The sequence below is a fragment of the Pseudomonas sp. B21_DOA genome, assembly GCA_030544685.1.
Classification (GTDB): Bacteria; Pseudomonadota; Gammaproteobacteria; order Pseudomonadales; family Pseudomonadaceae; genus Aquipseudomonas; species Aquipseudomonas fluorescens_AO.
This window is the reverse complement of the sequence record CP086683.1, coordinates 2,330,875-2,357,863: the sequence shown is the minus strand read 5'-3', so window position 1 is coordinate 2,357,863 and position 26,989 is coordinate 2,330,875. Positions and strand designations below refer to the sequence as shown.

Sequence of the window (26,989 nt, the reverse complement as noted above, 5' to 3'; positions counted from 1 at the left end):
GCACTTTCGCCCGGATAAACAGCCGTTTTGAAACGAAAATCCCTTCGAGGTTCCGACCCTGGAACCTTTGTTGAAGCTTTACAGACAAGTGGCAAGCACCCGCGCCAGCTTTTGCGCGCGCGGATCCATCAAAACGTAAGGCCCCAGGGTATTTGTCACGAAACCGAAAGCCACATCGTGCTCAGGATCAGCAAAACCGATCGAGCCGCCCGCTCCCGGATGGCCGAACGCGCGCGGGCCGAGGCCGTAGGTGGCGTTGGGCACGTCCGGTTGATCGAGCATGCAGCCGAGGCCGAAGCGAGTGCGGGTGAGCAAAGTCTTGTCGTCGCCGAGGCTGTGCTCGCGGGTCAGCTCTTCGAGCATCTCGCTCTCGAGCAGGCAGCCATCGAGCAGGCCGGCATAGAACCCGGCGAGACTGCGCGCGTTGCCGTGGCCGTTGGCCGCCGGTTGCTGCATGCGTCGCCATTCCGGCTTGTTGGTGCTGGTCAGCACGGACGGCGGATTGGTGAAAGCGCGGGTGGTCATGGCCGTCGGTTCGCGCATGGTCACTTGCAGCAGGCGCTGAGCCGCAGCGTCGCCGGCGTTGCCCTTGCCACGGGCGATGTGCGCCACGCGATGAAACTCTTCGTCGGCCAGGCCCACATGGAAATCCAGGCCCAACGGCTTAGCGACCCGAGCGACGATCGACTCGCCCGGCCCACGACCGTCGGCGCGGCGCAGCAATTCGCCGACCAGCCAGCCGTAGGTGATCGCGGCATAACCGTGACCGGTGCCGGGCGTCCACCATGGGGCTTCGGCCGCAAGGGCGTCGACCATGGTTTGCCAGTCGTACAGGGCTTCAGGGGCGAGCAGTTCGCGCAGGGCCGGCAGGCCGGCCTGATGGCAGAGCAATTGGCGCAGGGTGACGAATTCTTTGCCGGCGGCGGCGAACTCCGGCCAGTAGCGGGCAACCGGGGCGTCGAGTTGCAACTTGCCTTCGGCCACCAGTTGCAGCGCGGTAACGGCGGTAAAGGTCTTGGTGCATGAGAACAGGTTGGCGATGGTGTCGCTGTGCCAGGCTTCGGCGCCGTCCTTGTCGGCTGTACCGGACCAGAGGTCGAGAACGGTTTCTCCACCGACCTTGATGCACAAGGCTGCGCCGCGTTCCTGGGGATCGTCGAACAGTGCGGCGAAAGCCTCGCGCACCGCTTCGAATTGAAGCTCGTAATGTCCCTGAAACTGCACCCGCAACTCCCCGCGAAAACGCTCTACAAAGTGGCCCGCATTGTTCCAGCCCTTGAGGGATTTGGGAACAGGCGCGGGCCAGACGGTTGATCGGCAATTTATGGTGATCCTTCGCGAGCAGGCTCGCTCCTACACTGGATCTCAACAGCAGCGGAGATCCCCTGTGGGAGCGAGCCTGCTCGCGAAGAACGATAACGCGATCTGAAACCTAGTGACCATTCCCCGAATGCCCACCCGCCTGTGCAGCCCCCGGCGCATTGCCAGCCTCGGCCTTGCGCCCGCCTTCAACTTCCGCCGCCGGGGTTTTCTGCGCCTCCTTGCCCAGTTGCTCGAGCGCCTGCAGATTGCTTTTGCGCACTGCCTCGACAAAACCCTGATAAGGCAGATCGGTCACCCCGACCAGACCGAAATGGCCGTTCTCGCCGTCGAGCAAACGCCCGGTCACCGGTTGGTCGAGATACTGGAACCAGTGCACGCCGACAATCGACGGTTCGCTCAGCGCCTGTTTGAGGAAGTTGGCATAGGCCGGGCCGCGATCTTCTTCCTTGGCGAGTTGCGTCACGCCGCCCCAGAACGGGCCCCGGTCAGCTGAGCCGAAGTTGAATTCGGTGATCAGCAGCGGTTTGTCCAGCGCTGCCAGCGCGGCGAAGTCGTAGCCGTCCTGCGGCTTGAGCGTGTACATGTTGAAGCTCAACACATCGCAATACTGCGCGCAGGACGCCACGGCCTCAGGCGTGCTGATAGCGAAGCGGCCGCCAAGCAGCATCTGGTTCGGCGCGTGCCATTTCAGCGAATCGGAAATGGTCTTGAAATAGGTATCGGCGAAGACCTTCTGGAAGTATTTGAAATCCGCTTCGATCTCCGGATGCTCCGGGTTTGGCAGCGGCGGCACGAAGCCAGGGTCTTCCATCAATTCCCATGCCGGCAACTCGATGCCCCAGGCCTTGGACAGCCCGGCCTGATTGCGGTACTTGTCGCGCAGTTGCTTGAGAAAGGCGCGCTTGGCCGGCACGTCGGTGGTCATTTTCAACGTGCCGTAGGCCAGCGCGTAGCGAGCCTTCGGATCGTCGCCAGGGCCGGCCCAGGCCAGTTCGTTGTCGGCGTAATAACCGATCAGCCACGGATCATCGCGGTGATCGCGGGCGGCAATGGCCACGGCACGCTCGGTGGCCATGGCGAAACGCGGATCGAACGGATCCGGCATGCCGCCCCACCAATCGCTGCCCGTACTGATACTGGCGTAATCGCCGACGATCGACAGCGGCAAGGTGTACGGCACGCGCTCAGCATCCGCCAGCGACGGCGCGCTCCAGTTGCCCACCGTGTTGAAGCCCCAGGCTTGCAGCCGATCGAGGGTATGGCGGGTCCAGCGTTCTTCATCCATTGTGGCTGTGCACGGGGCGGTTTCCTCGCTGGACGCTTGCACCGCGTCAGTCTGCGCCGCTTCGGCAATACCGGATTTCGGCTCAACAGGCACCGCTGCGGTTTCAGCAGCCTGCACCGAGCCGGCCTCAGCCGCCCCCGCCTTCGCCGCTTCGGCAATCCCGGCCTTGTTGTCGCTGTCGGCCTTGCACGGTTCGCCGTACAGGCGTTGCAGATTGGCGCCATAGAAGTCGTACCAGCGGCCGTTGCCGTAGCCACGGCCCTGATCGGCACCGTTGCCGCCACGGTTGTCGCCCTCGCCGAAATGCGCGGCCAGCGGGTCGTCGTTCTTCGGCAACGATTCGAACATGTACTCACGACCAGCCACGTAGGTCTGGTTGACCTGCGCGCTGACGGTGTTGACGCCCAGCGAATAGAACGGGTGGCCTTCAGGGGTCACCAGATACCAGCGGCCGTCACGTTTTTCCGTGCGAAAGAAACCGCTGGCCTTGAACGCCGGGCCTTTATTCCAGCCGCCAAATTTGTCCAGCGAGGACTTTTCGCGCTCGGCCAGCCAACTGTTCAGTTGTTGCTGCTCTTTGCTGGCGGCGTTTTTCAGTTGCTCGTCGCTGCTGACTTTTTCCGGCCATTTGCTGCGGGTCGATTGCCCGTAAGCGTCGACCAGATTGCCGTACACCGCCTTCGTCACCGATTCGCCGTCCTGCACGCCGAACCGCTCAAGCAACAGGCTCTGCGCAACGTTCGGCTGATCCATCGACAGGCTCACCGAAACCACTTGGCTGCGGTCGATCTCGCCGGTGCTGCTGGCCAGCAGAATGCGTTGGCCATCGACAGTCATCGGCATCGGCGGCCCGGCTTTCATGCCCTGGCTCAGTGGCGTCGAAGCCACCAGCGGCACCAGCAAGGTCTGCGCGGGGCCGGCCGGCAGATCGACGCGGCTGACCAGGGTGCGGCCATCGTTGCTCTGGATCTGCACATAAACCGTCACCGCCCAGTTCATCGCACTCTGCAGACGCAAACTCATCATGCCGGACTGCGACCAGTCCCAGGCGCCAGTCTGTGGGGTCAGGCGCAAGGTCGGCCGGGCGACCGGGTTGAACGTCACCCGGCGCAGCACTTCGCCTTCCGCGGTCTGTTCGGCATTGGCCTGCGGCAAGTCGGCGTTTTCCGTGACGACCTTGACCACGTCGGCCGGGCGTACGAAGTTGAACAGCGTCTGCTGACCGGCGGGCGCGGCCAGCAGCGGCGCGGCAAAGATCAAGGCGAAAACAGCGGGCAACGAACGGCGGATCATAAGAACGGAGTTCTCCTAACGACCAGTCAAGGCCAGTGGAACAGCGGTGGCAGAGAGATAGACAACGCGGTGGGCCAATCGGCCCACCCGAGTCTCAGGATATTTCACGACGGAAAGGCGGCAACGCATTGAGGATCGCCTTGCCGTAGCGCTGAGTGACCAGACGCCGGTCGAGCAAAGTGATGGTGCCGCGGTCTTCTTCGGTACGCAGCAGACGGCCGCAGGCCTGAACCAGTTTCAGCGAGGCATCGGGCACAGAGATTTCCATGAACGGATTGCCGCCGCGCGCCTCGATCCACTCCGACAACGCGGCCTCAACCGGATCATCGGGCACCGAGAACGGAATCTTGGCGATCACCACGTGCTCGCAGTAGGCACCCGGCAAATCGACCCCTCGGCGAAACTGGCCAGCCCGAACAGCACGCTGGAATCACCGCCATCGACCCGCGCCTTGTGCTTGTTCAGGGTTTCCTGTTTCGACAGATTGCCTTGAATGAACACTTGCTTGCGCCAATCGCGGTCGAGGCCGTCGAATACGTCCTGCATCTGTTTGCGCGAGGAGAACAGCACCAGCGTGCCGCGCGACCCTTCGACCAGATCGGGCAGCTCGCGAATGATCGCCGCCGTGTGGGCGGCGGCATCGCGCGGGTCGGCCTTCAGGTCCGGCACGCGCAGCACGCCGGCATCGGCATGGTGGAACGGGCTCGGCACCACCGCCGTGACAGCCTTTTTCGGCAGACCGGCGCGCATGCGGAAACGGTCGAAAGTGCCCAGCGCCGTCAGCGTCGCCGAGGTCACCAGGCAACCGTACGCGACGTTCCACAAACTGCGACGCAAGGTTTCCGCCGCCAGAATCGGGCTGGCGTTGACCTCGATGTCGAACAGCGAGCCGCTTTCGGCCAGGGTCAGCCAGCGCGCCATCGGCGGGCTGTCTTCCGGGTCTTCGGCGGTGAACGCGGTCCACAGTTCCCAATTGCCGGAAGCACGGGACAACAGGCTGCCGAACAGCGGATACCACTCTTCGGCCTGATTACTGGCGATGCCGATATTGACCTCGCCATCCATGCCTTCCTTGAGCAGGTCGGTCAGGCGCTGGAACAGGTCGTTAAGGCGCGAATAGCCTTTTTTCAGCTCGATGCCCATCTCGCGCATGTCCTCGGGAATCACCCCGCCGACAAAGCGATGACGCGGGCGCTCGCGGCCTTCGACATCTTCGCCGGGTTTGAAATCGGCGATCTGCTCGCAGGCGGTGAACATGAACTGCTGCTGGGTCTTGATCTCCCGCGCCAGCTCCGGCACCTGCTCAATCAGCTTGCCGAGATCGCCCGGCAGCGGATGCTGCGCGAGCAGTTTGGTCAGGTTCTTGGCGGTGGTCTCCAGCCAGTCGGCGGTGGAGCGCAAGCGCGTGTAATGAGCGAAGTGGCCGATGGCCTTGTCCGGCAGGTGGTGGCCTTCGTCGAACACGTAAATGGTGTCGCGCGGATCCGGCAGCACGGCGCCGCCGCCCAATGCCAGGTCAGCCAGGACCATGTCGTGGTTGGTGACGATCACATCGACCTTGCCCATGCCTTCGCGGGCCTTGTAGAAGGCGCACTGGCCAAAGTTCGGGCAATGACGATTGGTGCACTGGCTGTGATCGGTGGTCAGGCGCGCCCAGTCGGCGTCTTCCAGCGCGTTCGGCCAGCTGTCGCGGTCGCCGTCCCATTTATTGCCGGCGAGCTTTTCGATCATGCTGGTGAACAGCTTCTGACTGGCCTCGTCGACTTCGATCTTGAAGCCTTCTTCCTCGAACAGTTGCGCGGTGGCGGTTTGCGCGTGGCCTTCCTGCAACAGCATGTCGAGCTTGGACAGGCACATGTAGCGGCCACGGCCCTTGGCCAGGGCGAAACTGAAATTCAGCCCGCTGTTGCGCATCAGGTCAGGCAAGTCCTTGTAGACGATCTGCTCTTGCAGGGCGACGGTCGCGGTGGCAATTACCAGACGCTTGCCGGCCAGTTTCGCCGTAGGGATCGCCGCCAGGCTGTACGCCACCGTCTTGCCGGTACCGGTGCCGGCTTCCACCGCGACAATCGCGGGGTCGCCACTGCGCCGGCCTTCATCGTCGGTATCGATATCCCCGAGGACCTTGGCGATTTCGGCGATCATCAGGCGCTGGCCGTAACGCGGCTTGAGGCTCTTGGCCTCTAGAAAACGCGAGTAGGCGCCCTGGATCGTGGTTTTGAGTTCAGTGCTGATCATTGAGTGTCGGGCGCAAAAACGCTGGATAAATTTTCAGTGGTTTGATTCGGCGGCTATCATACCTGCCTAATCGATCCTGCGCAGAACGGAGTGCCCGAATGACACCTTTTAGCCTCGTTTACCCCCTGCATGTCCTCGCCGCATTGGTGTGGGTCGGCGGTATGTTTTTCGCCTGGATGGTCTTGCGCCCTGCGGCTGTGAAGGCGCTGGACGGCCCCGCTCGACTGACCCTGTGGGTGGAAGTGTTTCAAGGTTTTTTCCGTTGGGTCTGGGTCGCGGTGATCCTGTTGCCGATCAGCGGCGTGGGCATGTTGCATCTACAGCAGGTCGGCTTCGAAACCGTGCCGAAGTATGTGCAGGTGATGATCGGTTTGTATGTGGTGATGACGGCGCTGTTCATCCGCATTCAGGGGTTGATGCTACCGGAGTTACGCACGGCGGTTGAGGCGAAGGATTGGCCGGCGGGTGCGGCAGTGCTGGGGCGGATTCGCCGGGTAGTGGGGCTTAATCTGCTGGTCGGGTTGGTGCTGGTGGCGGTGGCGGCGGCGAGACCGATGCTCTGAATCGCACTATTTTTCTGCTGTGAACACAGTTGTGGCGAGGGATTTATCCCCGCTGGGCTGCGTAGCAGTCCCGCTTTTGATTTTTAGAGCGGGGCCGCTTCGCGACCCAGCGGGATAAATCCCTCGCCACATAATTTCACTCACCAAAGATCTTCACTCACCAAAGCATTTTATTGATCAGAGAGTGGGTCGCAGTTTTAGAGGCGTTGCACGGTAACCGAACCCGCCGCTCCCTCCGGCCCCGGCTGGCCATCCACGCCGGCCTTGCCGTTCTTGCCGCCGTCAGCGCGGTAGACCAGGCAGCCCTTGGATTTGCCGCCCTTCCCTGCTTTCCCACCGACACCCGCCGGGCCGCCGGCACCGCCAGCCACGTTGACTTTGATCAGCTCGACCGGAAAACCCCGTGGTACGGCGAGGCGCACCAGCGCACCCGGCGCGCCTGGCTGGCCATCGCTGCCGTCACTGCCATCGGCACCGTGGCCGGCCGAGCCATAGGTGCAGCCCGGATCTTCGCCGTTGCCGCCGTCGAGGCCGACGAAACCCGGCGCGCCCCTGCCGCCACGGGCATCGACCGTCAGTTGCGGCGCGCTCAGGGCCTGGAATTGCAGATTCAGATTGCGCCCGGCCCGGGCCGCTTTTTCATAAGTGCCGGGGGCGCCGCGTGCGGTGATCTGGCTGCCCTCGCTCAATTCAGCGCGCTTGACCTTCACTTCCAGCGTTTGTTCAGCCGGAACGATGGCGATGCGCGCTTCGTGGCCGAGGCGTAGTTCATCGATGTTCAACTCAGTCACGTTGGACGGGATCAGCAAGGTGCCGTAATCGGCGACTTCCAGCTTCTCCAGTTGCAGCGTGCTGGTGGTGTTGGGCAAGCGCATCAGTGAATTGCTTTGCACATTGACCACCTGGGCGCAGGCCAGTGGACTGATGAATGCAGCGAGCAGGCAAAGTTTACGCATGGGAAGAAGCCTCCGGAGCGGCCGGGGCCGGGATGGTTTGCAGGTGGAAAACGCCGAACAACAGGATGCGACCACGATCACGCCAAGGGTGCGGACGGCCCTTGAGGCTGCGGTTGCACAGCAGCACTTCGAGTAAATGAATCAGCAACAACAGAGCGCCGGCCAGATTGACCAGCAGATGCAGCGGATGAACAAACGGCACCAACTGATTGGCCAGTACCACGCAGTAGAACAGCAGGGTCAGCAAACGCCCCAGCCCCCAGAACACCTTCATACGCTCCCCCGTGTTGCGAATTATTCTTTGCACGCACAGTACCGGCTTCTGCGGGGGATAAGCCAGAGGAAAAATGAAATTTGTGCAAACGCTGATGAAATGGCTGCCGGGCCGACAATTTCGACCCGGCAGCTCTAGCCTGCGTACCACAGAGGTTTCCTACCGATTGATGTGCAGCTCGACCCGGCGATTTTCCGCGCGGCCTTCATCGCTGGCGTTGTCGGCCACCGGTTCACTCTCGCCCCGACCTTCGCTGGTGAGTTTGTTCGGCGCCAGGCCCTGGCTCAGCAGGTACGCCGCAACACTGCTCGCACGGCGTTCCGACAATGCCTGGTTATAGGCGTCGGAGCCTTTGCTGTCGGTGTGCCCGATGACTTTGATGCTGACCACATCGGCATTGCGCAGCTTGTCCATCAAGGTATCGAGCTGGGCTTTTGCCGCTGGAGTCAGATCAGACTTGTCGAAATCGAACAGCACATTGCCAGCATCGCTCAAGGTGATCACCTCAGTTTGCGGCGCCGGTTCGACCGGTTTCACTGCGACCGGATATTGCGGCAAGGGGCAGCCACGGTGATCGACTTCGGTATTTTCCGGTGTGTCCGGGCAGCGGTCGCGGCGGTCGAAAACGCCGTCGCTGTCCTCGTCGCCATCCTGGGCGTAACAGATCAGCCCGCCGGTGACGATACCCAATGCCGCGCCGCCACCGGCCCAGCCGGCGCTTTCAATGGCGCCAAGACCGCCGCCGACCAGGCCGCCAAGCAGGCTGCAGATCGGCCACGTACGTTGATTGAGAGGGGCGGTGCCATCGCTGTGAGTGGCACAACCGGTGAGCAAGCTGCCAAGCAGCAGCACCGGCAAGACGGACCTTGAGAAAACACGCATTTGTGAACGCTCCTGTGTACCGGCCCATACCGGTTACACAGGAGTAAGACCCGCATCCGCGACTGCACAAGCCGCGGATGCGAGAGGGGCTAGCGGACGATTTTGATTTCGGTGCGACGGTTCTGTGCACGACCATCGGCCGACTTGTTGTCAGCGACAGGCTGGCTTTCACCAAGGCCCGACACCGAAACGAAGCTGGCACGCGGCACGCCCTGCTGGATCAGGTATTCCACCACCGAGTGCGCACGCCGATCCGACAGTTTCTTGTTGTAGGCATCGCTGCCGACACTGTCGGTGTGACCGGTCACGGTCAGTTGCGCGGTAGAGGACTCCTGTTTCAGGCGATCGGCGACCTTGTCCAGCACTTGCTTGTCAGGGCCGGTCAGCGTGGCTTTGTCGAACTCGAAATGCACATCACGAATGACGATGGTTTCTTCCTTGACCACTACCGCTTCTTCGACCACTGGCGCAGGCGTCGGCGGCGGGCAACCGTCAGCATCGACCTGCACGCCTTTTGGCGTGCCTGGGCACTTGTCACGACTGTCCGGCACACCATCGCCGTCTTCATCGCCATCGCCGTGCACCCAGCAATAGGCCGCTGCCGTGCCGCCGACCAGCAGCGCACCGTAGCCGGCCCACGAAGCGCTTTCAGTCGCGCCGAGACCGGCACCGACCACACCACCGACCGCCGCACAGGTCGGCCAGTCGGTTTTCTGCAAACCTGCACAACCAGTCAACACACTGGTTAGCAGAACCAAGGGTAATGCTGTCCGAACTATGCTCATCTAGTTTTCTCCTGAGGGATCGGCTTAAAACCGATTCAGGGAGTAAAGACCGGAGTTTTAATCTCCGCCAGCAATAGGCCACCGCTGTTTGCGACCGTGTTCACAGGGGTTTGGCTCATTTGGCGAAAACCGACGCCAGCGGGCGCTTTGCCGACGCAGTCCGGCAGGCTAGTCTTGGCGGTCTGACTGAGGAGCTTCGATGAACGTCGCCATTTCTTCGCGCACGCCACAACAGGCGTTGGCCGCTTTGCTGGATCGCTACGCCCCGGCCCGACTGCTGTTGATCGGCGCCAGCGAGTTTCCGGCGTTGAGCGCTTTCAAGGACGCGCACCCCGACACCCTGGTCGCCCATGCCGCACCCGGCGCGCTGCCCGCCGAACTGGCCGCGCAACGCTTCGATCTGGCGCTGGTAGTCGATTGCCTGGAACATTTGCCCAAGCGCGATGGCCTGAATCTGTTGGGCGGCATCCGCAATCTCAACGCCAGCCGCATCGCGGTGCTGGCGGATCTGGCGGCCAGTGGCTGGCAGGAAACCGATTTCTATTCGCTGGCTCTGCAGGCCAGCGAGCGCTTCCAGCGCGAAGAGCAGGTGCTGACCCTGTTCACCTACGATCTGCTTGACTACAAACAAGTCCCCGACTGGCTCAATTCACGCTTTTGGGCCAATCCGGAAAACTTCGGGAAATACTGGTGGTAATGCAATGAGTACAGCCATTTGCCCGTGCGGCAGCGGCAATCTGCTGGATGCCTGCTGCGGCCCTTATCATGACGGTCACCCGGCTCCGTGTGCCGAAGCCCTGATGCGCTCACGCTACAGCGCTTATGTGCTGGGGCTGGTCGAGTATCTGGTGGCGACTACCCTGCCCGCCCAGCAGGCGGGATTGAACAGGCAATCGATCAGCGACTGGAGTGCCCAAAGCACCTGGCTTGGCCTTGAGGTCGAGAGCTCGGAAGTGTTCGGCGGCCAGCCGGAACACGCGTTTGTGACCTTCACCGCGCGCTGGCACGACAGCCAGGGCGAGCACAGCCATCGCGAGCGCTCTTCATTCGTGCAGAACGCCGGGCGCTGGTATTTCATCGATCCCACGGTGCAGATGAAGCTGGGACGCAATGACGGATGCCCTTGCGGCAGCGGGCAGAAGTTCAAGAAGTGTTGTGCGGGTTATTTCGGCGCTTGAGCTGAAGATCAAAAATCGCAGCCTTCGGCCGCTCCTACACGGGATTAGCCGAAGGCTGAAATCTTTAAGGTCTAGACTGGGCACAAAGGGAGTCCATTTCATGCTCGGTCGTCGCTGCACATTACATTTTCTGCTGTTGATGCTGATCCTAAACCTCGGCGGCTGTGCCTCGTGGTTCAGCGATGAAAGCGTCGAGCCCGCCGTGCATCTGGTGAAAGTCGAGGTGGTGCGGGCCAAACTGCTGGAGCAAAAATTCATCCTGCACTTTCGCGTCGACAATCCCAACGACAGCGATCTGACCGTGCGCGGCCTCGAATACCGGATTCACCTGGCCGACATGCTGCTCACCGAGGGCGAGCACGAACACTGGTTTACCGTGGGGCCAAAGCGCAGCGCTTACTTCAAAGTGCCGATCCGCACCAACCTGTGGCCGAAGGTCAAACACGTGGTGAAACTGCTGAAAAATCCGAACCAGCAGATTCCCTATCGATTGCAGGGGAAATGGAAACCGGTTTATTCATCGCCCACTACGTGCACCTTGAGCGCAATGGCGTGATAATCCCCGCCGATCTAACTCCGGAGTGACCTCGATGACCCAGCAACCCCATGTCCATGGCCCTGACTGCAACCACGATCATGACCACTATCACGATCACGACCATGGCCATGTCCACGGCCCGAACTGCGGCCACGCCCACCAGGAACCAGTGCGCAACGCCCTGAAAGACGTCGGCCGCAACGACCCTTGCCCATGCGGCAACGGCAAAAAATTCAAGAAGTGCCACGGCGCTTGATGTCACTGGCGAAGGTCTTCTTCGCCTGACACACCGCTTTCGCGAGCAGGCTCGCTCCCACAGTTGATCTGCACTCAACACATTTTTGTGAACCTGCGCAGCCCCTGTGGGAGCTGGCTTGCCAGCGATAGGGCGGCACATCCCTGCATTGATGTCGCCTGATTCACCGCAATCGCTGGCAAGCCAGCTCCCACAGGTCTATCAGTTGGCTGTCAGAATCAGGGCAGCACTGACCACCGTCGCATACTCCCCATGCAGATTGCCCAGCGACATCCCGTGCACCTCTTCAGCGGTACGCGGTGTGCCGAAATAATCGGCCTTGTCGAAGGTAAAACACGCATCCTCTGCCACCCATGTGTCGAACCCCAGGTTGCCCGCAGTGCGCGCCGTCGACTCAACCGAGTTATTGGTCGCCACACCAACGATGATCAATTGCCCGATCCCAGCCTCACGCAACTGCGCCTCCAGCCCATTGACACAAAACGCATCCGGCACCTGTTTCTGCACCAGCCATTCCCCGTCCCGAGGAACAAATCGCTCTTGAAACTCCACTCCGTCCTGCTCGGGCCAGAACACCGAATCAGGTGAGCGCGACAAGTGCTGCACGTGGATCACCGGGCGCCCGCGCAGGCGCCACAGCGCCAATAACTCAAGCATTCGCTCTTCGGCCTGAGGATTATTCCGCCGCCCCAGACGCGGATGCAGAATGCCTTTCTGCTGGTCGATGATGATCAGCGCAGCGTTGCTCTGAAGCTCCATAGCGATCTTTCTCCTGACAGGGCACGGGACTTGTTCGGTAGTTCAACATCAGCGCTTTCCCACAAGCAACTGTCACGCCTCTGACCGATCAGCCGACAACTGCATAAATAACCACTCGCCCCGCTTGCGCGGCCCTCGCGCCCTCACTAACGTAGCGGCTTTATTGCGCCCCCAGCCTTATACCCCCGCAGGAGCTTCGCCATGGCCTCGCCAGCCCTTAAACATTTTCTTCCCCGGTTCGGCGTTGCCGCAGCAGTGGCCGGTGTTCTCGGCCTGTCCGGTTGCCAGACCTGGAACGCCCAGGACAGCCTGCCACCGACCTCCGGCGTGCAACCGCTCAAGGGCCTGGCGCAGAACGTTTCGGTGCGGCGCAATGCGATGGGCATGCCGCTGATCGAAAGCAACAGCTTCCATGACGCGCTGTTCAGTCTCGGTTACGTCCACGCCAGCGACCGCATCAATCAGATGGTCACCCTGCGCCTGTTGGCTCAGGGCCGGTTGGCGGAAATGTCCGGCGCGTCGATGCTCGATGCCGACCGTTACATGCGCGCGGTCAATCTGAAGAAGAGCGCCGGAGAGCTGTACAAGGCCTCGTCGCCACGGCTCAAGCGCTTCTTCGAGGTGTATGCACGGGGCGTCAACGCCTACCTGTTCCGCTACGCCGACAAGTTGCCGGGTGACCTCGCCGCCAGCGGTTACAAGCCCGAATACTGGAAACCGGAAGATTCGGCGTTGATTTTTGCCCTGCTGAATTTCAGCCAGTCGGCCAACCTGCCGGAGGAAATCCAGTCGCTGGTGCTCGCGCAAACCGTGACCACTGACAAACTCGCCTGGCTGAGCCCGTCGGCGCCTGATGAAAACCTGCCAGTGGCTGAAGCCGACAAACTGCAAGGCCTCAAGCTCAACGGGAAGATTCCGGGGCTGACGGAACTGAGCAGCGCCAGCCAGCAACTGTCGGCGCTGAACCTGCTCGCCACGCCAACTGCGAACAATTGGGCGATTGCCCCGCAACGCAGCCGCAGCGGCAAGAGCCTGCTGGCCAGCGATGCGCACGGACCGCTGGCCGCGCCGTCGCTGTGGAGTTTCGTGCAGATACGTGCGCCGAAATATCAGGCCGCCGGCGTCACGGTTGCCGGTCTGCCGATGGTGCTCGGCGGCTTCAACGGCAAAGTGGCGTGGAGCATGACCAGCGTGCTCGGCGATAACCAGGATCTGTTCCTCGAGAAAATCCGCCGTCAGGGCAGCAGCCTGACCTACGAGGTCAACGGCAAATGGCAGCCGCTGGGCGTGCGCAACGAAACCTACTTCATCAAAGGCCAGCGGCCGATTCGCGAAGCCGTCTACGAAACCCGCCACGGCGCGCTGCTCAACAGTGCCCAGGCAGCGGCGCAGGGCAGCGGTTTCGGCCTCGCCTTGCAGACGCCAAGCTTCACTGACGACAAAACCCTGGATGCCTTCTTCGACCTGACCCGCGCGCAGAACGTCGAGCGCGCCTCGGACGCCAGCCGCGAAATCCGCGCCATCACCCTCAATCTGGTCTTTGCCGATGCGAGCAATATCGGCTGGCAAGTCACCGGGCGCTTCCCCAACCGTCGCGAAGGCGAAGGCCTGCTGCCCTCGCCGGGCTGGGACGGTCGCTACGACTGGGACGGTTATGCCGACCCGATGCTGCACCCTACGATCAGGACCCGGCACAAGGCTGGCTCGGCACCGCCAACCAGCGTGTCATCCCCGACGGCTACGGCATGCAGTTGTCGAAATCCTGGGCGGCACCGGAGCGTGGCGAACGCTTGGCGGAAATGGCTGGCAGCGGCAAGCACGACAGCCGCAGCGTGATCGCCATGCAGTACGACCAGACCACCACCTTCGCCGCCAAGCTGAAAAAGTCTTCGAAGCGCCGGGCATGAAGCAACCGCTGAAACAGGCGATCGACGCCCTGCCGGAAGCCGAACGCAGCAAGGCGCGCGAAGCCTTCACCCGTTTGATGGCGTTCGACGGCAAGCTCAGCCCGACCTCGGCGGATGCGGCGATCTACGAACTGTTCCTGCAGGAAAGCATGAAGCAGATCTTCCTCGATGAACTGGGTCCTGAGTCGAGCCCGGCGTGGAAGGCCTTTGTCGCCAATGGCGATCTGTCCTACGCGGCGCAGGCCGATCATCTCTTGGGGCGTGAGGACAGTCCGTTCTGGGATGATCTGCGCACGCCGCAGAAGGAAGACAAATCCGTGATTCTCGCCCGCAGCCTCGCTGCAGCGATTACAGCGGGAGACAGCCAGTTGGGCGGCGATCATCGCGCCTGGCAGTGGGGCAAACTGCACAGCTATGCGTGGAAGAACAGCAACGGTCAGACTGTGCGCGGGCCGCTGGCAGCCGGTGGCGATCACACCACGCTGAACAGCTCGGCGTTTGCCTGGGGCCAGGACTTCGTCACTACGCGCGCGCCGTCGATGCGCTTTATCGTCGACTTCGGCCAGAGCGAGCCACTGATGGCGCAGAACGGTACGGGGCAGTCGGGCAATCCACTGAGTCCGAATTACCTGAACGGGATCGATGCGTGGCTGAAAGGTCAGTACATCGGCTTGCCGATGCAGCCGCAGAACTTTGATCGGGTGTATGGCAAGGCGCGCTTGACCCTCACCCCGGGAAATAGAGCAAAGATCAACAGCCCCTCACCCTAGCCCTCTCCCGGAGGAGAGGGGACTGATTGGGGGATGCTTGGGTCTTGCGCCGACCTGAAAGAGAGACGGTGAATCCAATATTGGATCAGGCTCAAGGCTGTGCCGGATCCATATTCAACTCGGTCCCCCAGGTCGATGTACCTCACCGGACACCTCGGTCGGCCCCTCTCCCTCTGGGAGAGGGCTGGGGTGAGGGTAGCGCTTTAAAGCCGATCGAACTTCCAGCTTCACGCCCGCCTCATAGTTAACAAGCCCCCATTCCGGTCACGACATGGATCTTGTTATTGCCCGACCTGAAGGTCTCTACTGCCCCGCCGGGGATTTCTATATCGATCCGTGGCGGCCGGTCGAGCGTTCGGTGATCACCCATGCCCATGGCGATCACGCGCGCACCGGTAATCAGCACTACCTGTCGAGCAGCGCCAGCGCCGGGATTCTGCGCGCGCGTCTGGGTCAGGACATCCAGTTGCAAACACTCGACTACGGCCAGCGCCTGACCCACCACGGCGTGACCCTGAGCTTTCACCCCGCCGGGCATGTCCTCGGTTCGGCGCAGGTGCGCCTGGAATACGGCGGCGAAGTCTGGGTCGCATCGGGCGATTACAAGGTCGAGCCGGATGGCACCTGCACCCCATTCGAACCGGTGCGCTGCCACACCTTCATCACCGAATCGACCTTCGGCCTGCCGATCTATCGCTGGCAGCCGCAGGCGCAGATCTTCGCCGAGATCAATCAGTGGTGGGCGGCCAATATCGCCGCCGGTAAGGCCAGCGTGTTGTTCTGCTATTCCTTCGGCAAGGCGCAGCGGATTCTCCACGGCATCGACGAAACCCTCGGGCCGATCCTCAGCCATGGCGCGGTCGAACCGCTGAACCGCGTCTACCGCGATGCCGGCGTGTACCTGCCGCCGACGATCTATGCGGGCGACGTAAAAAAGCGACCCGATCATGCGTCAGGCGCTGGTCATTGCGCCGCCGTCAGCAGGCGGCAGTACCTGGATGCGTCGTTTCGGCGAGTTCAGCGATGCCTTTGCCAGCGGCTGGATGCGCCTGCGCGGAACCCGGCGGCGGCGCGGCGTCGATCGCGGTTTCGTCCTTTCCGATCACGCCGATTGGCCCGGCCTGCTGTGGGCGATCAACCAGACCGGCGCGGAACGGGTGATGGTCACCCACGGCTCGATCGGCGTGCTCGTGCGCCATCTGCGCGAACAGGGCCTCGATGCTCAAGGCTTCACCACCGAATACGGCGATGACGAAGACGACAACATCGCCACCGAACCCACCGTTGCCGAGACATCGCCATGAAAGCCTTCGCCGAGTTATATGCCGAACTCGACGCCACCACGTCGAGCAACGCCAAGCTGGCGGCGATGCAGGCTTACTTCGCGCAGGCCGCGCCGGAAGATGCCGCATGGGCGGTGTACTTCCTTTCCGGCGGGCGACCTCGGCAACTGGTACCGGTGCGCATCCTCCGTGAGCTGGCGGTCGCAGTTTCGGGACTGGAGCCATGGCTGTTCGAAGAAAGCTACCAAGCCGTCGGCGATCTGGCCGAGACCATTTCTCTGGTGCTGCCGGAAAATTCCCACAGCTCCGAGGCCGGTCTTGCCGAATGGATCGAAGACAAGCTGCTGCCACTGCGCGGAGAAACGCCGGAGTACCTGACGCGCCAACTGCCAATGTTGTGGGCGCAACTGGACCGGCCGAGCCTGATGCTGTGCATCAAGCTGATCACCGGCAGTTTCCGCGTTGGCGTGTCGAAGCTGCTGGTCACCCGCGCCCTAGCGTCGATGGCCGGGCTCGACAGCAAACGCGTGGCCCAGCGCCTGGTCGGTTACACCGATCTGTCGAACCGGCCCAACGCCGCCAGCTATCTGAAACTGATCGCCCCGGAATCCGCCGACGAACACGCCCAGCGCGGCGGTCAGCCCTACCCGTTCTTTCTTGCCCACGCGTTGTCGCAACCGGTCGACGAATTCGAAGCTCTGCTCGGCCCGGCCAGCGACTGGCAGGTGGAATGGAAGTGGGACGGTATTCGCGCGCAAGTGGTCAAGCGCGACGGTAAGCTGTGGGTGTGGTCGCGCGGCGAGGAACTGGTGACCGAGCGCTTCCCCGAGTTCGATGTGCTGGTCCACGGCTTACCCGACGGCACGGTGATCGACGGCGAAATCGTCGTGTGGAAGAGCACCCATCCAACCACCGAAGATGCCTTCGATCCGCAATTCGATGAGCCGCCGGCCGTGCAACCGTTCGCCCTGCTGCAACAACGCATCGGTCGCAAGACGCTCGACAAGAAGATTCTCGAAGAAGTGCCGGTGGTGGTGCTCGCCTACGACCTGCTGGAATGGCAGGGCGAAGACTGGCGCAACCAGCCGCAGGTCAAGCGCCGTGCGCAACTCGAGGAAGTGATCGCGCACTGCAACAGCCCGGTACTGCTGCCCTCGCCGGTATTGACCGGCGAAGACTGGCTCGACCTCGGCCGCCAGCGCGAAGCGTCGCGCAAACTCGGCGTTGAAGGCATGATGCTCAAGGCCCGCGATTCGCTGTATGGCGTCGGCCGCACCAAGGACATGGGCGTGTGGTGGAAGTGGAAGGTCGACCCGTTCAGCGTCGATGCCGTGTTGATTTATGCCCAGCGTGGACACGGCCGCCGCGCCAGTCTGTACAGCGATTACACCTTCGCCGTGTGGGACGGCCCGCCGGAATCCAGCCAGCGCTCGCTGGTGCCGTTCGCCAAGGCGTATTCGGGGCTGACCGATGAAGAGATGCGCCAGGTCGACAGCATCGTGCGCAAAACCACGGTGGAAAAATTCGGCCCGGTGAGCAGTGTGAAGCCGAGTCTGGTCTTTGAACTCGGCTTCGAAGGCATCGCCCTGTCGCGCCGGCACAAGAGCGGCATCGCCGTGCGTTTTCCGCGCATGCTGCGCTGGCGCAAGGACAAGACCGTCGAAGAAGCGGACAGTCTCGCTACCCTGCAAGACTTGCTCGCCTGATTCATTCTCGACACATCGCAGAACCCTGTGGCGAGGGATTTATCCCCGCTGGGCGGCGCAGCGGCCCCCAGCAATTTCCCCTGAAATCGTGCACTCAGGTTTTTGCGCCTGCTGCGCAGCCGATCGGGATAAAGCCCCTCGCCACAGTTTCAACTGCTCCGAGCTACGCGTTTGATCCAAAACAGTGCATGCAAACAGCAATGCCCGTTTCCGTGCATTCAACTACCCTTGCCTCTCTGCACTCGACCTTTTAAAACACCTGTTCGGCACTCTGGTTCGGAAATTGCTACTTTCTACAGGTCGTAAGCGTTGCAGTAACAATAATTCTGCGCCACAAGCGCTCATATTGGTTCTTAGGGATTGAATAATGAAAAAAGCATTGCTGACCCTTTCTGCACTGGCGTTGTGCATTTCTGCCGGCTCCGCGCTGGCCAAGGAATACAAAGAGCTGCGCTTTGGCGTTGACCCTTCGTACGCACCGTTCGAGTCGAAAGCGGCCGACGGCAGCCTGGTCGGGTTCGATATCGACCTGGGCAACGCGATCTGCGCCGAACTGAATGTCAAGTGCAAGTGGGTCGAAAGCGATTTCGACGGCATGATTCCGGGCCTCAAGGCCAACAAGTTCGACGGTGTGATCTCGTCGATGACCGTGACCCCGGCCCGCGAGAAAGTCATCGACTTCTCCAGCGAACTGTTTTCCGGCCCGACCGCTTACGTGTTCAAGAAAGGCTCCGGCATCACCGCCGATGTCGCTTCGCTCAAGGGCAAAACCGTTGGCTATGAGCAAGGCACCATTCAGGAAGCCTACGCCAAAGCCGTACTGGACAAGGCTGGCGTGAAAACCCAGGCCTATCAGAACCAGGATCAGGTGTATTCCGACCTGACTTCCGGCCGTCTCGACGCCGGTATCCAGGACATGCTGCAAGCCGAATTGGGCTTCCTGAAGTCGCCAAAAGGCGCCGAGTATGAAATCAGCCAGCCGGTCGACAGCGAATTGCTGCCAGCCAAAACGGCTGTCGGTATCAAGAAAGGTAACACTGAGCTGAAGGCACTTTTGGATAAAGGTATCAAAGCGTTACACGACGACGGCAAATACGCCGAGATTCAAAAGAAACACTTTGGCGACCTGAATCTGTACAGCGGTAAATAATGCCCCGGCGCCCATCCCCGATGGGCGCCTTTTCCATCCGCTCAGGTTGCTGATTTATGTTTGAAACCCTTCTGCAAAATCTGGGGCTGGCCTCCTTCAGTCTGCAGGGCTTCGGCCCGTTGCTGCTGCAAGGCACCTGGATGACCATCAAATTATCGGCGATGTCGCTGCTGGTGGCCGTGTTGCTCGGCCTGCTCGGCGCCAGTGCCAAACTGTCGAAAGTCAAACTGGTGCGCCTGCCTGCGCAGCTCTACACCACGCTGATTCGTGGCGTGCCGGATCTGGTGCTGATGCTGTTGATCTTCTACAGCCTGCAAACCTGGTTGACGTCGCTGACCGACTATATGGAATGGGAATACATCGAAATCGACCCGTTCAGCGCCGGCGTGCTGACGCTGGGCTTCATTTATGGCGCGTATTTCACCGAGACCTTCCGTGGCGCCATCCTCGCGGTGCCGCGCGGCCAAGTCGAAGCCGCCACCGCGTATGGCCTCAAACGTGGCCAGCGTTTTCGCTTCGTGGTGTTTCCGCAAATGATGCGTTTTGCCTTGCCAGGCATCGGCAACAACTGGATGGTCATGCTCAAGGCCACCGCGCTGGTGTCGATCATCGGTCTGGCTGATCTGGTCAAGGCAGCGCAGGACGCCGGTAAAAGCACCTATCAACTGTTCTACTTTCTGGTCCTTGCCGCCTTGATCTATTTGCTGATCACCAGTGCTTCGAACTTCATCCTGCGTTGGCTCGAACGCCGCTACGCCGCCGGTGCCCGGGAGGCCGTACGATGATCGAACTCCTCCAGGAATACTGGAAAGCCTTCCTTTATACCGACGGCCAGAACATCACCGGGCTGGCGATGACGATGTGGCTGCTGACCGCCTCGATCTGCATCGGCTTCATCGTCTCGATTCCGCTGTCGATCGCGCGGGTTTCGCCGCACTTCTACATTCGCTGGCCGGTGCAGTTCTACACCTACCTGTTCCGTGGCACGCCGCTGTATATCCAGTTGCTGATCTGCTACACCGGCATCTACAGCCTCGCCGCCGTGCGCGAACAGCCGATCCTCGACAGTTTCTTTCGCGACGCGATGAACTGCACGATCCTCGCCTTTGCCCTCAACACCTGCGCGTACACCACGGAGATTTTCGCCGGGGCGATTCGAAGCATGAACCACGGCGAAGTCGAAGCGGCCAAGGCTTATGGCCTGACCGGCTGGAAGTTGTACGCCTACGTGATCATGCCGTCGGCACTGCGCCGCTCGTTGCCTTACTACAGCAACGAAGTGATCCTGATGCTGCACTCGACCACCGTGGCGTTCACCGCGACCATTCCCGATATCCTGAAAGTCGCGCGGGATGCCAACTCGGCAACCTTCCTGACCTTCCAGTCATTCGGCATCGCCGCGCTGATCTACCTGACCATTACGTTTGCGCTGGTCGGCCTGTTCCGCCTCGCCGAACGCCGCTGGCTGGCCTTCCTCGGGCCGACTCACTAGCACCGGTTTGAAAATAAAGAGATAACAATGCGCCACCAGATCCATGACTTGCTGGCCCCGCTGCCGGGGACCGCACGGCAAATTCACAGCTTCCACTTCGGCCCACAACAGGCCAAGGGCAAGGTTTACATTCAGGCGTCGCTGCACGCTGACGAACTGCCGGGCATGCTGGTCGCCTGGCACCTGAAACAGCGTCTGGCCGAGCTGGAAGCCGCCGGCCGCCTGCGCAGCGAAATCGTACTGGTGCCGGTGGCCAACCCGGTCGGCCTCGAACAAGTGCTGATGGACGTGCCGCTGGGCCGTTACGACCTGGAGAGTGGGCAGAACTTCAATCGCTGGTTCGTCGACCTCAGCGAAGAAATCGGCAACGCCATCGAAGGCCAACTTAACGACGATGCGCAGCACAACCTCGAACTGATCCGCGCCAACCTGCGCAACGCCCTCGACCGTCAGACGCCGACCACCCAACTGCAATCCCAGCGCCTGACCCTGCAACGCCTGGCCTGCGATGCCGACATGGTGCTCGACTTGCACTGCGACTTCGAATCCGTGGTGCACCTGTACACCACGCCCGAGGCGTGGCCGCAGGTCGAGCCGCTGGCGCGCTATATCGAAGCCCAGGCCAGCCTGCTCGCTACCGATTCCGGCGGGCAGTCGTTCGACGAATGCTTCACCCTGCTCTGGTGGCAATTGCGCGAGCGCTTCGGCGAGCACTTCGAGATTCCGCTGGGCAGTTTCTCGGTGACCGTCGAGCTGCGCGGCCAGGGCGATGTCAATCACCCGCTGGCCAGTCGCGATTGTCAGGCGCTGATCGACTATCTGATCCAGTTCGATGCCATCGTCGGCGAGACCAAGCCGCAACCGCCGCAGCCCTACCCGGCCACGCCGCTGGCCGGTGTCGAACCGGTGACCACGCCCGTCGGCGGCCTGTTGGTGTACTGCGCCACGCCCGGCCAATACCTGCAGGCCGGGCAACAAATCGCCGAGATCATCGACCCGGTCCACGACAAGGTCACCCCATTCATTGCACCGCCGCCGGCCTGCTGTATGCGCGCTCGCTGCGGCGCATGGCCACTGCCGGCATGGTCATCGCCCACGTCGCGGGCGCCGAAGCCTATCGCAGCGGCTACCTACTTTCGCCTTGAGGATGCTCGTCCATGTACAAACTGACCGTTGAAGGCCTGCATAAAAGCTATGGCGATCATCAGGTGCTCAAAGGCGTTTCGCTCAAGGCCAAGACCGGCGACGTGATCAGCCTGATCGGTGCCAGTGGCTCGGGCAAAAGCACCTTTTGCGCTGCATCAATTTTCTCGAACAGCCCAATGATGGCGCCATGAGCCTTGATGGCCAATCGATCCGCATGGTCACCGACCGCCACGGCATGCACGTCGCCGACGCCGATGAACTGCAACGCCTGCGCACGCGGCTGGCGATGGTGTTCCAGCATTTCAACCTGTGGAGCCACATGACCGTGCTGGAAAACATCACCATGGCCCCGCGCCGGGTGCTGGGCTGCAGCAAACAGGAGGCCGACGATCGCGCCCGGCGTTATCTGGACAAGGTCGGTTTGCCGGCGCGGGTTGCCGATCAATATCCGGCGTTTCTCTCCGGCGGCCAGCAACAGCGCGTGGCGATCGCCCGGGCACTGGCGATGGAGCCGGAGGTGATGCTGTTCGACGAACCGACTTCGGCGCTCGATCCGGAACTCGTTGGCGAAGTGCTGAAAGTGATTCAGGGTCTGGCCGAAGAAGGCCGGACGATGATCATGGTCACTCACGAAATGAGTTTTGCGCGCAAGGTGTCGAATCAGGTGCTGTTTCTGCATCAGGGTCTGGTGGAGGAAGAAGGCGCGCCGGAAGAAGTGCTGGGCAACCCGAAAAGCGAACGGCTGAAGCAGTTCCTGAGCGGCAATCTTAAATAAGTTGGCACCCAACCCTGTGTGGGAGCGAGCCTGCTCGCGAAAGCGGTTTATCAGTCAACATCAATGTTGAATGTGACATCGCATTCGCGAGCAGGCTCGCTCCCACAGGGGAATCCACCGACCGACAAAGTTAAACTTGTCCCCCGCTTCGCTGTCTCTGAAACAACACCTCCAGAGCGCACGCAGCCGGCATGGCGAAATCCCCGACTTTGCAAAAACCTGGTTCAGCGCTCGCGACTGGAAGCCGTTTGCCTTTCAGAAACAGGTGTGGGCGGCGGTGAAAAGCGGCGAATCCGGATTGCTCCACGCCAGCACCGGCGCCGGCAAAACCTACGCGGTGTGGTTTGCTGCTCTCAACCGCTTCGCCCGCCTGCATCCGCCCGTGGCTACACCGCGCAAACGCAAACCGCCGGCCGAACCGCTGACAGTGCTGTGGATTACGCCGATGCGCGCCCTCGCCGCCGACACTGCCCGCGCACTGCAAAGCCCGGTCGATGATTTGCAGATTCCATGGACCATCGGCCTGCGCACCGGCGACACCAGCAGTAGCGAACGCGCCCGTCAGGGTCGGCGCTTGCCGACAACGCTGATCACCACCCCGGAAAGCCTGACCCTGCTACTGGCCCGCGCCGATGCGCGCACGGCGCTGTCGAGCCTGCGCATGATCGTCGTCGATGAATGGCACGAGTTGCTCGGCAACAAACGCGGCGTGCAACTGCAACTGGCCCTCGCCCGGCTGCGTCATTGGCAGCCGGAACTGATCGTTTGGGGCGTGTCCGCCACCCTCGGTAATCAATCCCACGCAGAGCAAGTGCTGATCCCACAGGGCGGCGGCGTCAGCGTTCAGGGGCAAAGCGAAAAAACGCTGAAGGTCGACACCCTGCTGCCACCGGCCATCGAGCGTTTTCCTGGGCCGGCCACATCGGTCTGAAGATGCTGCCGCAAGTGGTGGCCGAACTCGATGACTGCGCCAGCAGCCTGGTGTTTACCAACACTCGTGCGCAATCGGAAATCTGGTATCAGGCACTGCTGGAAGCGCGGCCGGACTGGGCCGGGCTGATTGCGTTGCACCACAGCTCACTGTCACGCGATACCCGCGACTGGGTAGAGCAGGCGTTGAAGAATGGCCAATTGAAAGCGGTGGTGTGTACCTCGAGCCTGGACTTGGGCGTGGATTTCTTGCCGGTCGAGCGCGTGCTGCAGATCGGCTCGGCGAAAGGCGTCGCGCGCTTGATGCAACGTGCCGGGCGTTCCGGCCACGCGCCGGGGCGCACCTCGCGGGTAACGCTGGTGCCGACCCACAGCCTGGAACTGATCGAGGCGGTCGCCGCACGCGACGCCGTCGAGCAACGGCGCATCGAGCCGCGCCTGTCGCCGCACAAGCCGCTGGATGTACTGGTCCAGCATTTGGTCAGCATGGCCCTCGGCGGTGGCTTTATTCCTGAAGACTTGTACGAAGAAGTCCGCGGTGCCTGGGCTTATCGTGACCTGACAGCGGCGGACTGGGCCTGGGCGCTGGCGTTCGTACGCCATGGCGGGATGTCTCTTACAGCTTATCCGGATTACCGCCGGGTCGAACCGGACGAACACGGCGTCTGGCGTGTGCCGGATGCGCGTCTGGCGCGGCGCCATCGCATGAGCATCGGCACCATTGTCAGCGACGCGAGCATCAATCTGAAATTCTGGAGCAAGGGTGGCGGTGGCAAACAGCTGGGCAGCGTTGAGGAAGGCTTTATCGCGCGACTGAAACCTGGCGACGGTTTCCTTTTCGCCGGCCGCTTGCTCGAGCTGGTGCGGGTGGAAAACATGACCGCCTACGTCAAACGCAGCACCGCAAAAAAGCCGCCGTGCCGCGCTGGAATGGCGGGCGCATGCCGTTATCCAACGAATTGGCCGAAGCGGTGGTGGCGCGCTTCAGCGCCGCTGCTCAGGGGCAATTCAACGGTCCGGAAATGCACGCTTTGCGGCCGCTGCTGGAGACGCAGATACGCTGGTCCGGCTTGCCCACCAGCGAGAATCTGCTCGCCGAAGTGCTGAAATCCCGCGAAGGCTGGCATCTTTTCCTTTATCCGTTCGCCGGGCGTCAGGTGCATCTGGGACTGGCGAGCTTACTGGCATGGCGCGTCAGTCAGCGCCAACCGGTGACCTTCTCGATTGCCGTGAATGACTACGGCCTGGAGCTGCTCAGCGCCACGCCGGTGGATTGGGCCGCGCATCTCGACGCGCACCTGTTCAACGCCGATGACCTGTTGCTGGATGTGCTGGCCAGCCTCAATGCCGGTGAACTGGCGTTGCGCCGCTTCCGCGAAATTGCGCGCATCGCCGGGCTGGTGTTCGCCGGGTATCCGGGCGCACCGAAGAGTACCCGCCAGGTGCAGGCGTCGAGTGGCTTGTTTTTCCAGGTATTCAAACAATACGACGCCGACAACCTGCTGCTGGCCCAGGCCGGGGAAGAGGTCCTTCGCGAAGAACTGGATATTCGTCGTCTGGAACAGACATTGGAGCGCATCAATCAAATGAAACTGGACGTGCATCAGGTTAAACGTCCTACACCACTAGGCTTTCCGCTGCTGGTGGAGCGGATGCGCGAAAGCATGAGTTCGGAAAAACTGGCTGACAGGATCAGAAGAATGGTCGGTGACCTGGAAAAAACCGCTGACAACGGTAAATCGTCGTGAGCGCGTACCCGGTACGTTTGGCCGGTGAGGAGTTGTGGCTGCTGCCGGAGAAAGCGCTGTACTGGCCAGCGCAGGAGGCGCTGTTGATAGCCGACGTGCATTTCGGCAAAGCGGCGGCCTATCGCAGCCTCGGCCAGCCAGTGCCACATGGCACGACCGCGAGCAACATCGAGGCGATTGACGCGTTGCTGGCGCGGTTGCCGTGTCGCCAGTTGATCTTCCTCGGCGATTTCCTGCATGGGCCTGGCTCACATGTCCCAACCACACTCAATGCGCTGGCAGAGTGGCGAGCACGGCACGCGGATCTGCCGATGACGCTGATTCGCGGCAACCACGATAAACGCGCAGGTGACCCACCGGCCTCGTTGAATATCCGCGTGGTGCCCGAGCCGCTATTGCTCGGGCCATTCGCCCTGCAGCATGAGCCCGATGCGCATCCCGAGCGGCACGTGCTCGCGGGCCACGTGCATCCGGTTTATCGATTGCACGGCAGAGGTCGGCAGAGCTTGCGCCTGGCCTGCTTCAGGTTGGGGAGCGCATCAGCCTGATGCCGGCCTTCGGTGCGTTTACCGGCGGCTATGAGGTCGAGCGCGACGACAGCTGCAAGGTCTTCGTGATCGGCGACAACGAAATATGGCCCGTCAGCTAGATCGCAAATCGATCAGACTGACGGGCCATATTCATGTCAATGGATCAGGCGACAGGCGCCGGAGGCGGTTCGTCCGGCAGCGTAGGCTCGCCTGGTTCGGTCGGTTGTTCGTTGGGAGTATCGGGATCGGGCTGGCCGGGTACTCCGCCGGACAGGCTCAAAGACGGATTCGCCAGTAACGACCAGGCCAGAACGCCTATCTGATTGGGCTCAAGCCTTGCCAGTTCAGCGCTGATTCGCGGGTCGATCTTCATAGGGCACTCCTCAGTGAAGGCCCGATTCTGTGTGTAACAAAAACGGGCAGTACACCCCATAGAGTGTCTGCCCGCCAAAGAATTCCCGACATCCGTCGGATGGTCGATCAGGTACGCGGCAAGGTTACGCCACGCTGGCCCTGATATTTGCCGCCACGATCCTTGTAGGAAACTTCACATTCTTCATCGGATTCGAGGAAGAGCATCTGTGCCACACCTTCGTTGGCGTAGATTTTCGCCGGCAGGTTGGTGGTGTTGGAGAACTCCAGCGTCACGTGGCCTTCCCACTCAGGCTCGAGCGGAGTGACGTTGACGATGATGCCGCAGCGCGCGTAGGTGCTTTTACCCAGGCAGATGGTCAGCACGTTGCGCGGAATGCGGAAGTACTCGACGGTGCTGGCCAGGGCGAAGGAGTTCGGCGGAATGATGCAAACGTCGCTGTGGATGTCGACGAAGCTGCCGGCGTCGAAGTTCTTCGGGTCGACGATGGCCGAGTTGATGTTGGTGAACACCTTGAAGTGGTTGGTGCAACGCACGTCGTAGCCGTAACTCGACACGCCGTAGGAAATCACCCGGCTGTCGTCGCTGCCGCGCATCTGGCGCTCGACGAACGGTTCGATCATGCCGTGTTCCTGCGCCATGCGGCGAATCCACTTGTCCGATTTGATGCTCATGGCGGGTTTGTCCTGAATAGCGAGGTGGAAAAATTCTGTCCGGCATCTTACCGGGCGCGTCGTCTCGTTCAAAGTGCGCAACGCAATTCTCGGCGAACACCCCGTATTTACGCGATGTGGCGACGAACCGTCGCACCGCCGATCCCTAAAACACAGAATCCTTTGCAAGAAACAT

General features: G+C 61.6%; 17 protein-coding genes and 8 pseudogenes. 15 read left to right on the top strand and 10 right to left on the bottom strand.

Annotated features, from left to right (window positions below):
* Positions 1 to 78: 78 nt before the first annotated feature.
* From LJU32_10745 to dinG, 3 genes and pseudogenes are all read right to left on the bottom strand, one after another.
* Positions 79 to 1,224: a beta-lactamase family protein gene (locus LJU32_10745; GenBank protein ID WKV90568.1), complete on the bottom strand. Its 1,146-nt coding sequence runs from the start codon at positions 1,222 to 1,224 to the stop codon at positions 79 to 81.
* A 208-nt stretch (positions 1,225 to 1,432) separates the two neighbouring features.
* Positions 1,433 to 3,901 (bottom strand): beta-galactosidase, encoded by a 2,469-nt coding sequence (locus LJU32_10740; GenBank protein WKV90567.1) that lies wholly within the window; start codon positions 3,899 to 3,901, stop codon positions 1,433 to 1,435.
* A 94-nt stretch (positions 3,902 to 3,995) separates the two neighbouring features.
* A pseudogene (gene dinG / locus LJU32_10735) lies at positions 3,996 to 6,139 on the bottom strand (ATP-dependent DNA helicase DinG).
* A gap of 98 nt (positions 6,140 to 6,237) precedes the next feature.
* On the opposite strand from dinG, the gene LJU32_10730 reads away from it, so the two are divergent.
* The gene (locus tag LJU32_10730; protein WKV90566.1) at positions 6,238 to 6,702 is read left to right on the top strand and encodes a DUF2269 family protein; all 465 of its coding nucleotides are present in this window, start codon (positions 6,238 to 6,240) and stop codon (positions 6,700 to 6,702) included.
* A gap of 197 nt (positions 6,703 to 6,899) precedes the next feature.
* Here the strand turns inward: LJU32_10730 and LJU32_10725 are convergent, their stop codons facing one another.
* The 4 genes from LJU32_10725 to LJU32_10710 all read right to left on the bottom strand — a co-directional run bounded on the left by LJU32_10725 (position 6,900) and on the right by LJU32_10710 (position 9,599).
* Complete coding sequence (locus LJU32_10725; protein WKV90565.1) at positions 6,900 to 7,658, bottom strand: collagen-like protein; 759 nt, start codon at positions 7,656 to 7,658, stop codon at positions 6,900 to 6,902.
* Positions 7,651 to 7,932: a DUF1145 domain-containing protein gene (locus LJU32_10720; protein WKV90564.1), complete on the bottom strand. Its 282-nt coding sequence runs from the start codon at positions 7,930 to 7,932 to the stop codon at positions 7,651 to 7,653. Before LJU32_10720 ends, LJU32_10725 begins: the two co-directional genes overlap by 8 nt.
* 159 nt (positions 7,933 to 8,091) lie before the next feature.
* A complete protein-coding gene (locus LJU32_10715; GenBank protein WKV90563.1) occupies positions 8,092 to 8,814 on the bottom strand; it encodes an OmpA family protein in 723 nt (240 codons plus the stop codon).
* Positions 8,815 to 8,903: 89 nt separating this feature from the next.
* Positions 8,904 to 9,599 carry an OmpA family protein gene (locus LJU32_10710; GenBank protein ID WKV90562.1) on the bottom strand — a complete coding sequence of 232 codons (696 nt, stop codon included), beginning with the start codon at positions 9,597 to 9,599 and terminating at the stop codon, positions 8,904 to 8,906.
* A gap of 199 nt (positions 9,600 to 9,798) precedes the next feature.
* On the opposite strand from LJU32_10710, the gene LJU32_10705 reads away from it, so the two are divergent.
* The 4 genes and pseudogenes from LJU32_10705 to LJU32_10690 all read left to right on the top strand — a co-directional run bounded on the left by LJU32_10705 (position 9,799) and on the right by LJU32_10690 (position 11,571).
* Positions 9,799 to 10,296: a DUF6231 family protein gene (locus LJU32_10705; GenBank protein ID WKV90561.1), complete on the top strand. Its 498-nt coding sequence runs from the start codon at positions 9,799 to 9,801 to the stop codon at positions 10,294 to 10,296.
* 4 nt (positions 10,297 to 10,300) lie between these two features.
* Positions 10,301 to 10,777, top strand: coding sequence for a YchJ family protein (locus tag LJU32_10700; protein ID WKV90560.1), 477 nt, complete (start codon positions 10,301 to 10,303; stop codon positions 10,775 to 10,777).
* 100 nt (positions 10,778 to 10,877) lie between these two features.
* Positions 10,878 to 11,362, top strand: a pseudogene (locus LJU32_10695) (LEA type 2 family protein).
* A 5-nt stretch (positions 11,363 to 11,367) separates the two neighbouring features.
* Positions 11,368 to 11,571: an SEC-C domain-containing protein gene (locus tag LJU32_10690; protein WKV90559.1), complete on the top strand. Its 204-nt coding sequence runs from the start codon at positions 11,368 to 11,370 to the stop codon at positions 11,569 to 11,571.
* Between the two features lie 201 nt (positions 11,572 to 11,772).
* On the opposite strand, the gene LJU32_10685 is transcribed toward LJU32_10690, so the two are convergent.
* A complete protein-coding gene (locus LJU32_10685) occupies positions 11,773 to 12,330 on the bottom strand; it encodes a cysteine hydrolase (GenBank protein ID WKV90558.1) in 558 nt (185 codons plus the stop codon).
* Between the two features lie 201 nt (positions 12,331 to 12,531).
* Here LJU32_10685 and LJU32_10680 point away from each other — a divergent pair.
* The 10 genes and pseudogenes from LJU32_10680 (at position 12,532) to pdeM (ending at position 25,886) form a co-directional block, all read left to right on the top strand.
* Positions 12,532 to 15,007 (top strand): annotated as a pseudogene (locus tag LJU32_10680) (penicillin acylase family protein).
* 271 nt (positions 15,008 to 15,278) lie between these two features.
* Positions 15,279 to 16,311: pseudogene (locus tag LJU32_10675) on the top strand (ligase-associated DNA damage response exonuclease).
* The gene (locus tag LJU32_10670; protein WKV90557.1) at positions 16,308 to 17,996 is read left to right on the top strand and encodes an ATP-dependent DNA ligase; all 1,689 of its coding nucleotides are present in this window, start codon (positions 16,308 to 16,310) and stop codon (positions 17,994 to 17,996) included. Before LJU32_10675 ends, LJU32_10670 begins: the two are co-directional and overlap by 4 nt.
* A gap of 367 nt (positions 17,997 to 18,363) precedes the next feature.
* A complete protein-coding gene (locus LJU32_10665) occupies positions 18,364 to 19,146 on the top strand; it encodes a transporter substrate-binding domain-containing protein (protein ID WKV90556.1) in 783 nt (260 codons plus the stop codon).
* Between the two features lie 56 nt (positions 19,147 to 19,202).
* Positions 19,203 to 19,931: an ABC transporter permease gene (locus LJU32_10660; protein ID WKV90555.1), complete on the top strand. Its 729-nt coding sequence runs from the start codon at positions 19,203 to 19,205 to the stop codon at positions 19,929 to 19,931.
* On the top strand, positions 19,928 to 20,638 hold the full coding sequence (locus LJU32_10655; GenBank protein WKV90554.1) for an ABC transporter permease: 711 nt from the start codon (positions 19,928 to 19,930) through the stop codon (positions 20,636 to 20,638). The genes LJU32_10660 and LJU32_10655 overlap by 4 nt, the downstream gene beginning before the upstream one ends.
* A 27-nt stretch (positions 20,639 to 20,665) precedes the next feature.
* Positions 20,666 to 21,783: pseudogene (locus tag LJU32_10650) on the top strand (M14 family metallopeptidase).
* 12 nt (positions 21,784 to 21,795) lie between these two features.
* Positions 21,796 to 22,559: pseudogene (locus LJU32_10645) on the top strand (ATP-binding cassette domain-containing protein).
* A gap of 199 nt (positions 22,560 to 22,758) precedes the next feature.
* Positions 22,759 to 25,237, top strand: a pseudogene (locus LJU32_10640) (ligase-associated DNA damage response DEXH box helicase).
* A pseudogene (gene pdeM / locus LJU32_10635) lies at positions 25,228 to 25,886 on the top strand (ligase-associated DNA damage response endonuclease PdeM). Before LJU32_10640 ends, pdeM begins: the two co-directional pseudogenes overlap by 10 nt.
* A gap of 44 nt (positions 25,887 to 25,930) precedes the next feature.
* Here the strand turns inward: pdeM and LJU32_10630 are convergent.
* Together LJU32_10630 and dcd are read right to left on the bottom strand one after the other, a co-directional pair.
* A complete protein-coding gene (locus tag LJU32_10630; protein WKV90553.1) occupies positions 25,931 to 26,140 on the bottom strand; it encodes a hypothetical protein in 210 nt (69 codons plus the stop codon).
* A gap of 107 nt (positions 26,141 to 26,247) precedes the next feature.
* Entirely contained in the window at positions 26,248 to 26,814 is a 567-nt protein-coding gene (gene dcd / locus LJU32_10625; GenBank protein ID WKV90552.1) for a dCTP deaminase, read from the bottom strand.
* Positions 26,815 to 26,989: the final 175 nt, after the last annotated feature.

What these genes read in the sequence shown, in the direction of transcription:
- LJU32_10670 (WKV90557.1), top strand. Translation starts at nt 16,308, where the DNA reads ATGAAAGCCTTCGCCGAGTTATATGCCGAACTCGACGCCACCACGTCG.
- LJU32_10720 (WKV90564.1), bottom strand. Translation starts at nt 7,932, where the DNA reads ATGAAGGTGTTCTGGGGGCTGGGGCGTTTGCTGACCCTGCTGTTCTAC.
- LJU32_10655 (WKV90554.1), top strand. Translation starts at nt 19,928, where the DNA reads ATGATCGAACTCCTCCAGGAATACTGGAAAGCCTTCCTTTATACCGAC.
- LJU32_10665 (WKV90556.1), top strand. Translation starts at nt 18,364, where the DNA reads ATGAAAAAAGCATTGCTGACCCTTTCTGCACTGGCGTTGTGCATTTCT.
- dcd (WKV90552.1), bottom strand. Translation starts at nt 26,814, where the DNA reads ATGAGCATCAAATCGGACAAGTGGATTCGCCGCATGGCGCAGGAACAC.
- LJU32_10715 (WKV90563.1), bottom strand. Translation starts at nt 8,814, where the DNA reads ATGCGTGTTTTCTCAAGGTCCGTCTTGCCGGTGCTGCTGCTTGGCAGC.
- LJU32_10705 (WKV90561.1), top strand. Translation starts at nt 9,799, where the DNA reads ATGAACGTCGCCATTTCTTCGCGCACGCCACAACAGGCGTTGGCCGCT.
- LJU32_10710 (WKV90562.1), bottom strand. Translation starts at nt 9,599, where the DNA reads ATGAGCATAGTTCGGACAGCATTACCCTTGGTTCTGCTAACCAGTGTG.
- LJU32_10685 (WKV90558.1), bottom strand. Translation starts at nt 12,330, where the DNA reads ATGGAGCTTCAGAGCAACGCTGCGCTGATCATCATCGACCAGCAGAAA.
- LJU32_10700 (WKV90560.1), top strand. Translation starts at nt 10,301, where the DNA reads ATGAGTACAGCCATTTGCCCGTGCGGCAGCGGCAATCTGCTGGATGCC.
- LJU32_10630 (WKV90553.1), bottom strand. Translation starts at nt 26,140, where the DNA reads ATGAAGATCGACCCGCGAATCAGCGCTGAACTGGCAAGGCTTGAGCCC.
- LJU32_10660 (WKV90555.1), top strand. Translation starts at nt 19,203, where the DNA reads ATGTTTGAAACCCTTCTGCAAAATCTGGGGCTGGCCTCCTTCAGTCTG.
- LJU32_10725 (WKV90565.1), bottom strand. Translation starts at nt 7,658, where the DNA reads ATGCGTAAACTTTGCCTGCTCGCTGCATTCATCAGTCCACTGGCCTGC.
- LJU32_10740 (WKV90567.1), bottom strand. Translation starts at nt 3,901, where the DNA reads ATGATCCGCCGTTCGTTGCCCGCTGTTTTCGCCTTGATCTTTGCCGCG.
- LJU32_10730 (WKV90566.1), top strand. Translation starts at nt 6,238, where the DNA reads ATGACACCTTTTAGCCTCGTTTACCCCCTGCATGTCCTCGCCGCATTG.
- LJU32_10690 (WKV90559.1), top strand. Translation starts at nt 11,368, where the DNA reads ATGACCCAGCAACCCCATGTCCATGGCCCTGACTGCAACCACGATCAT.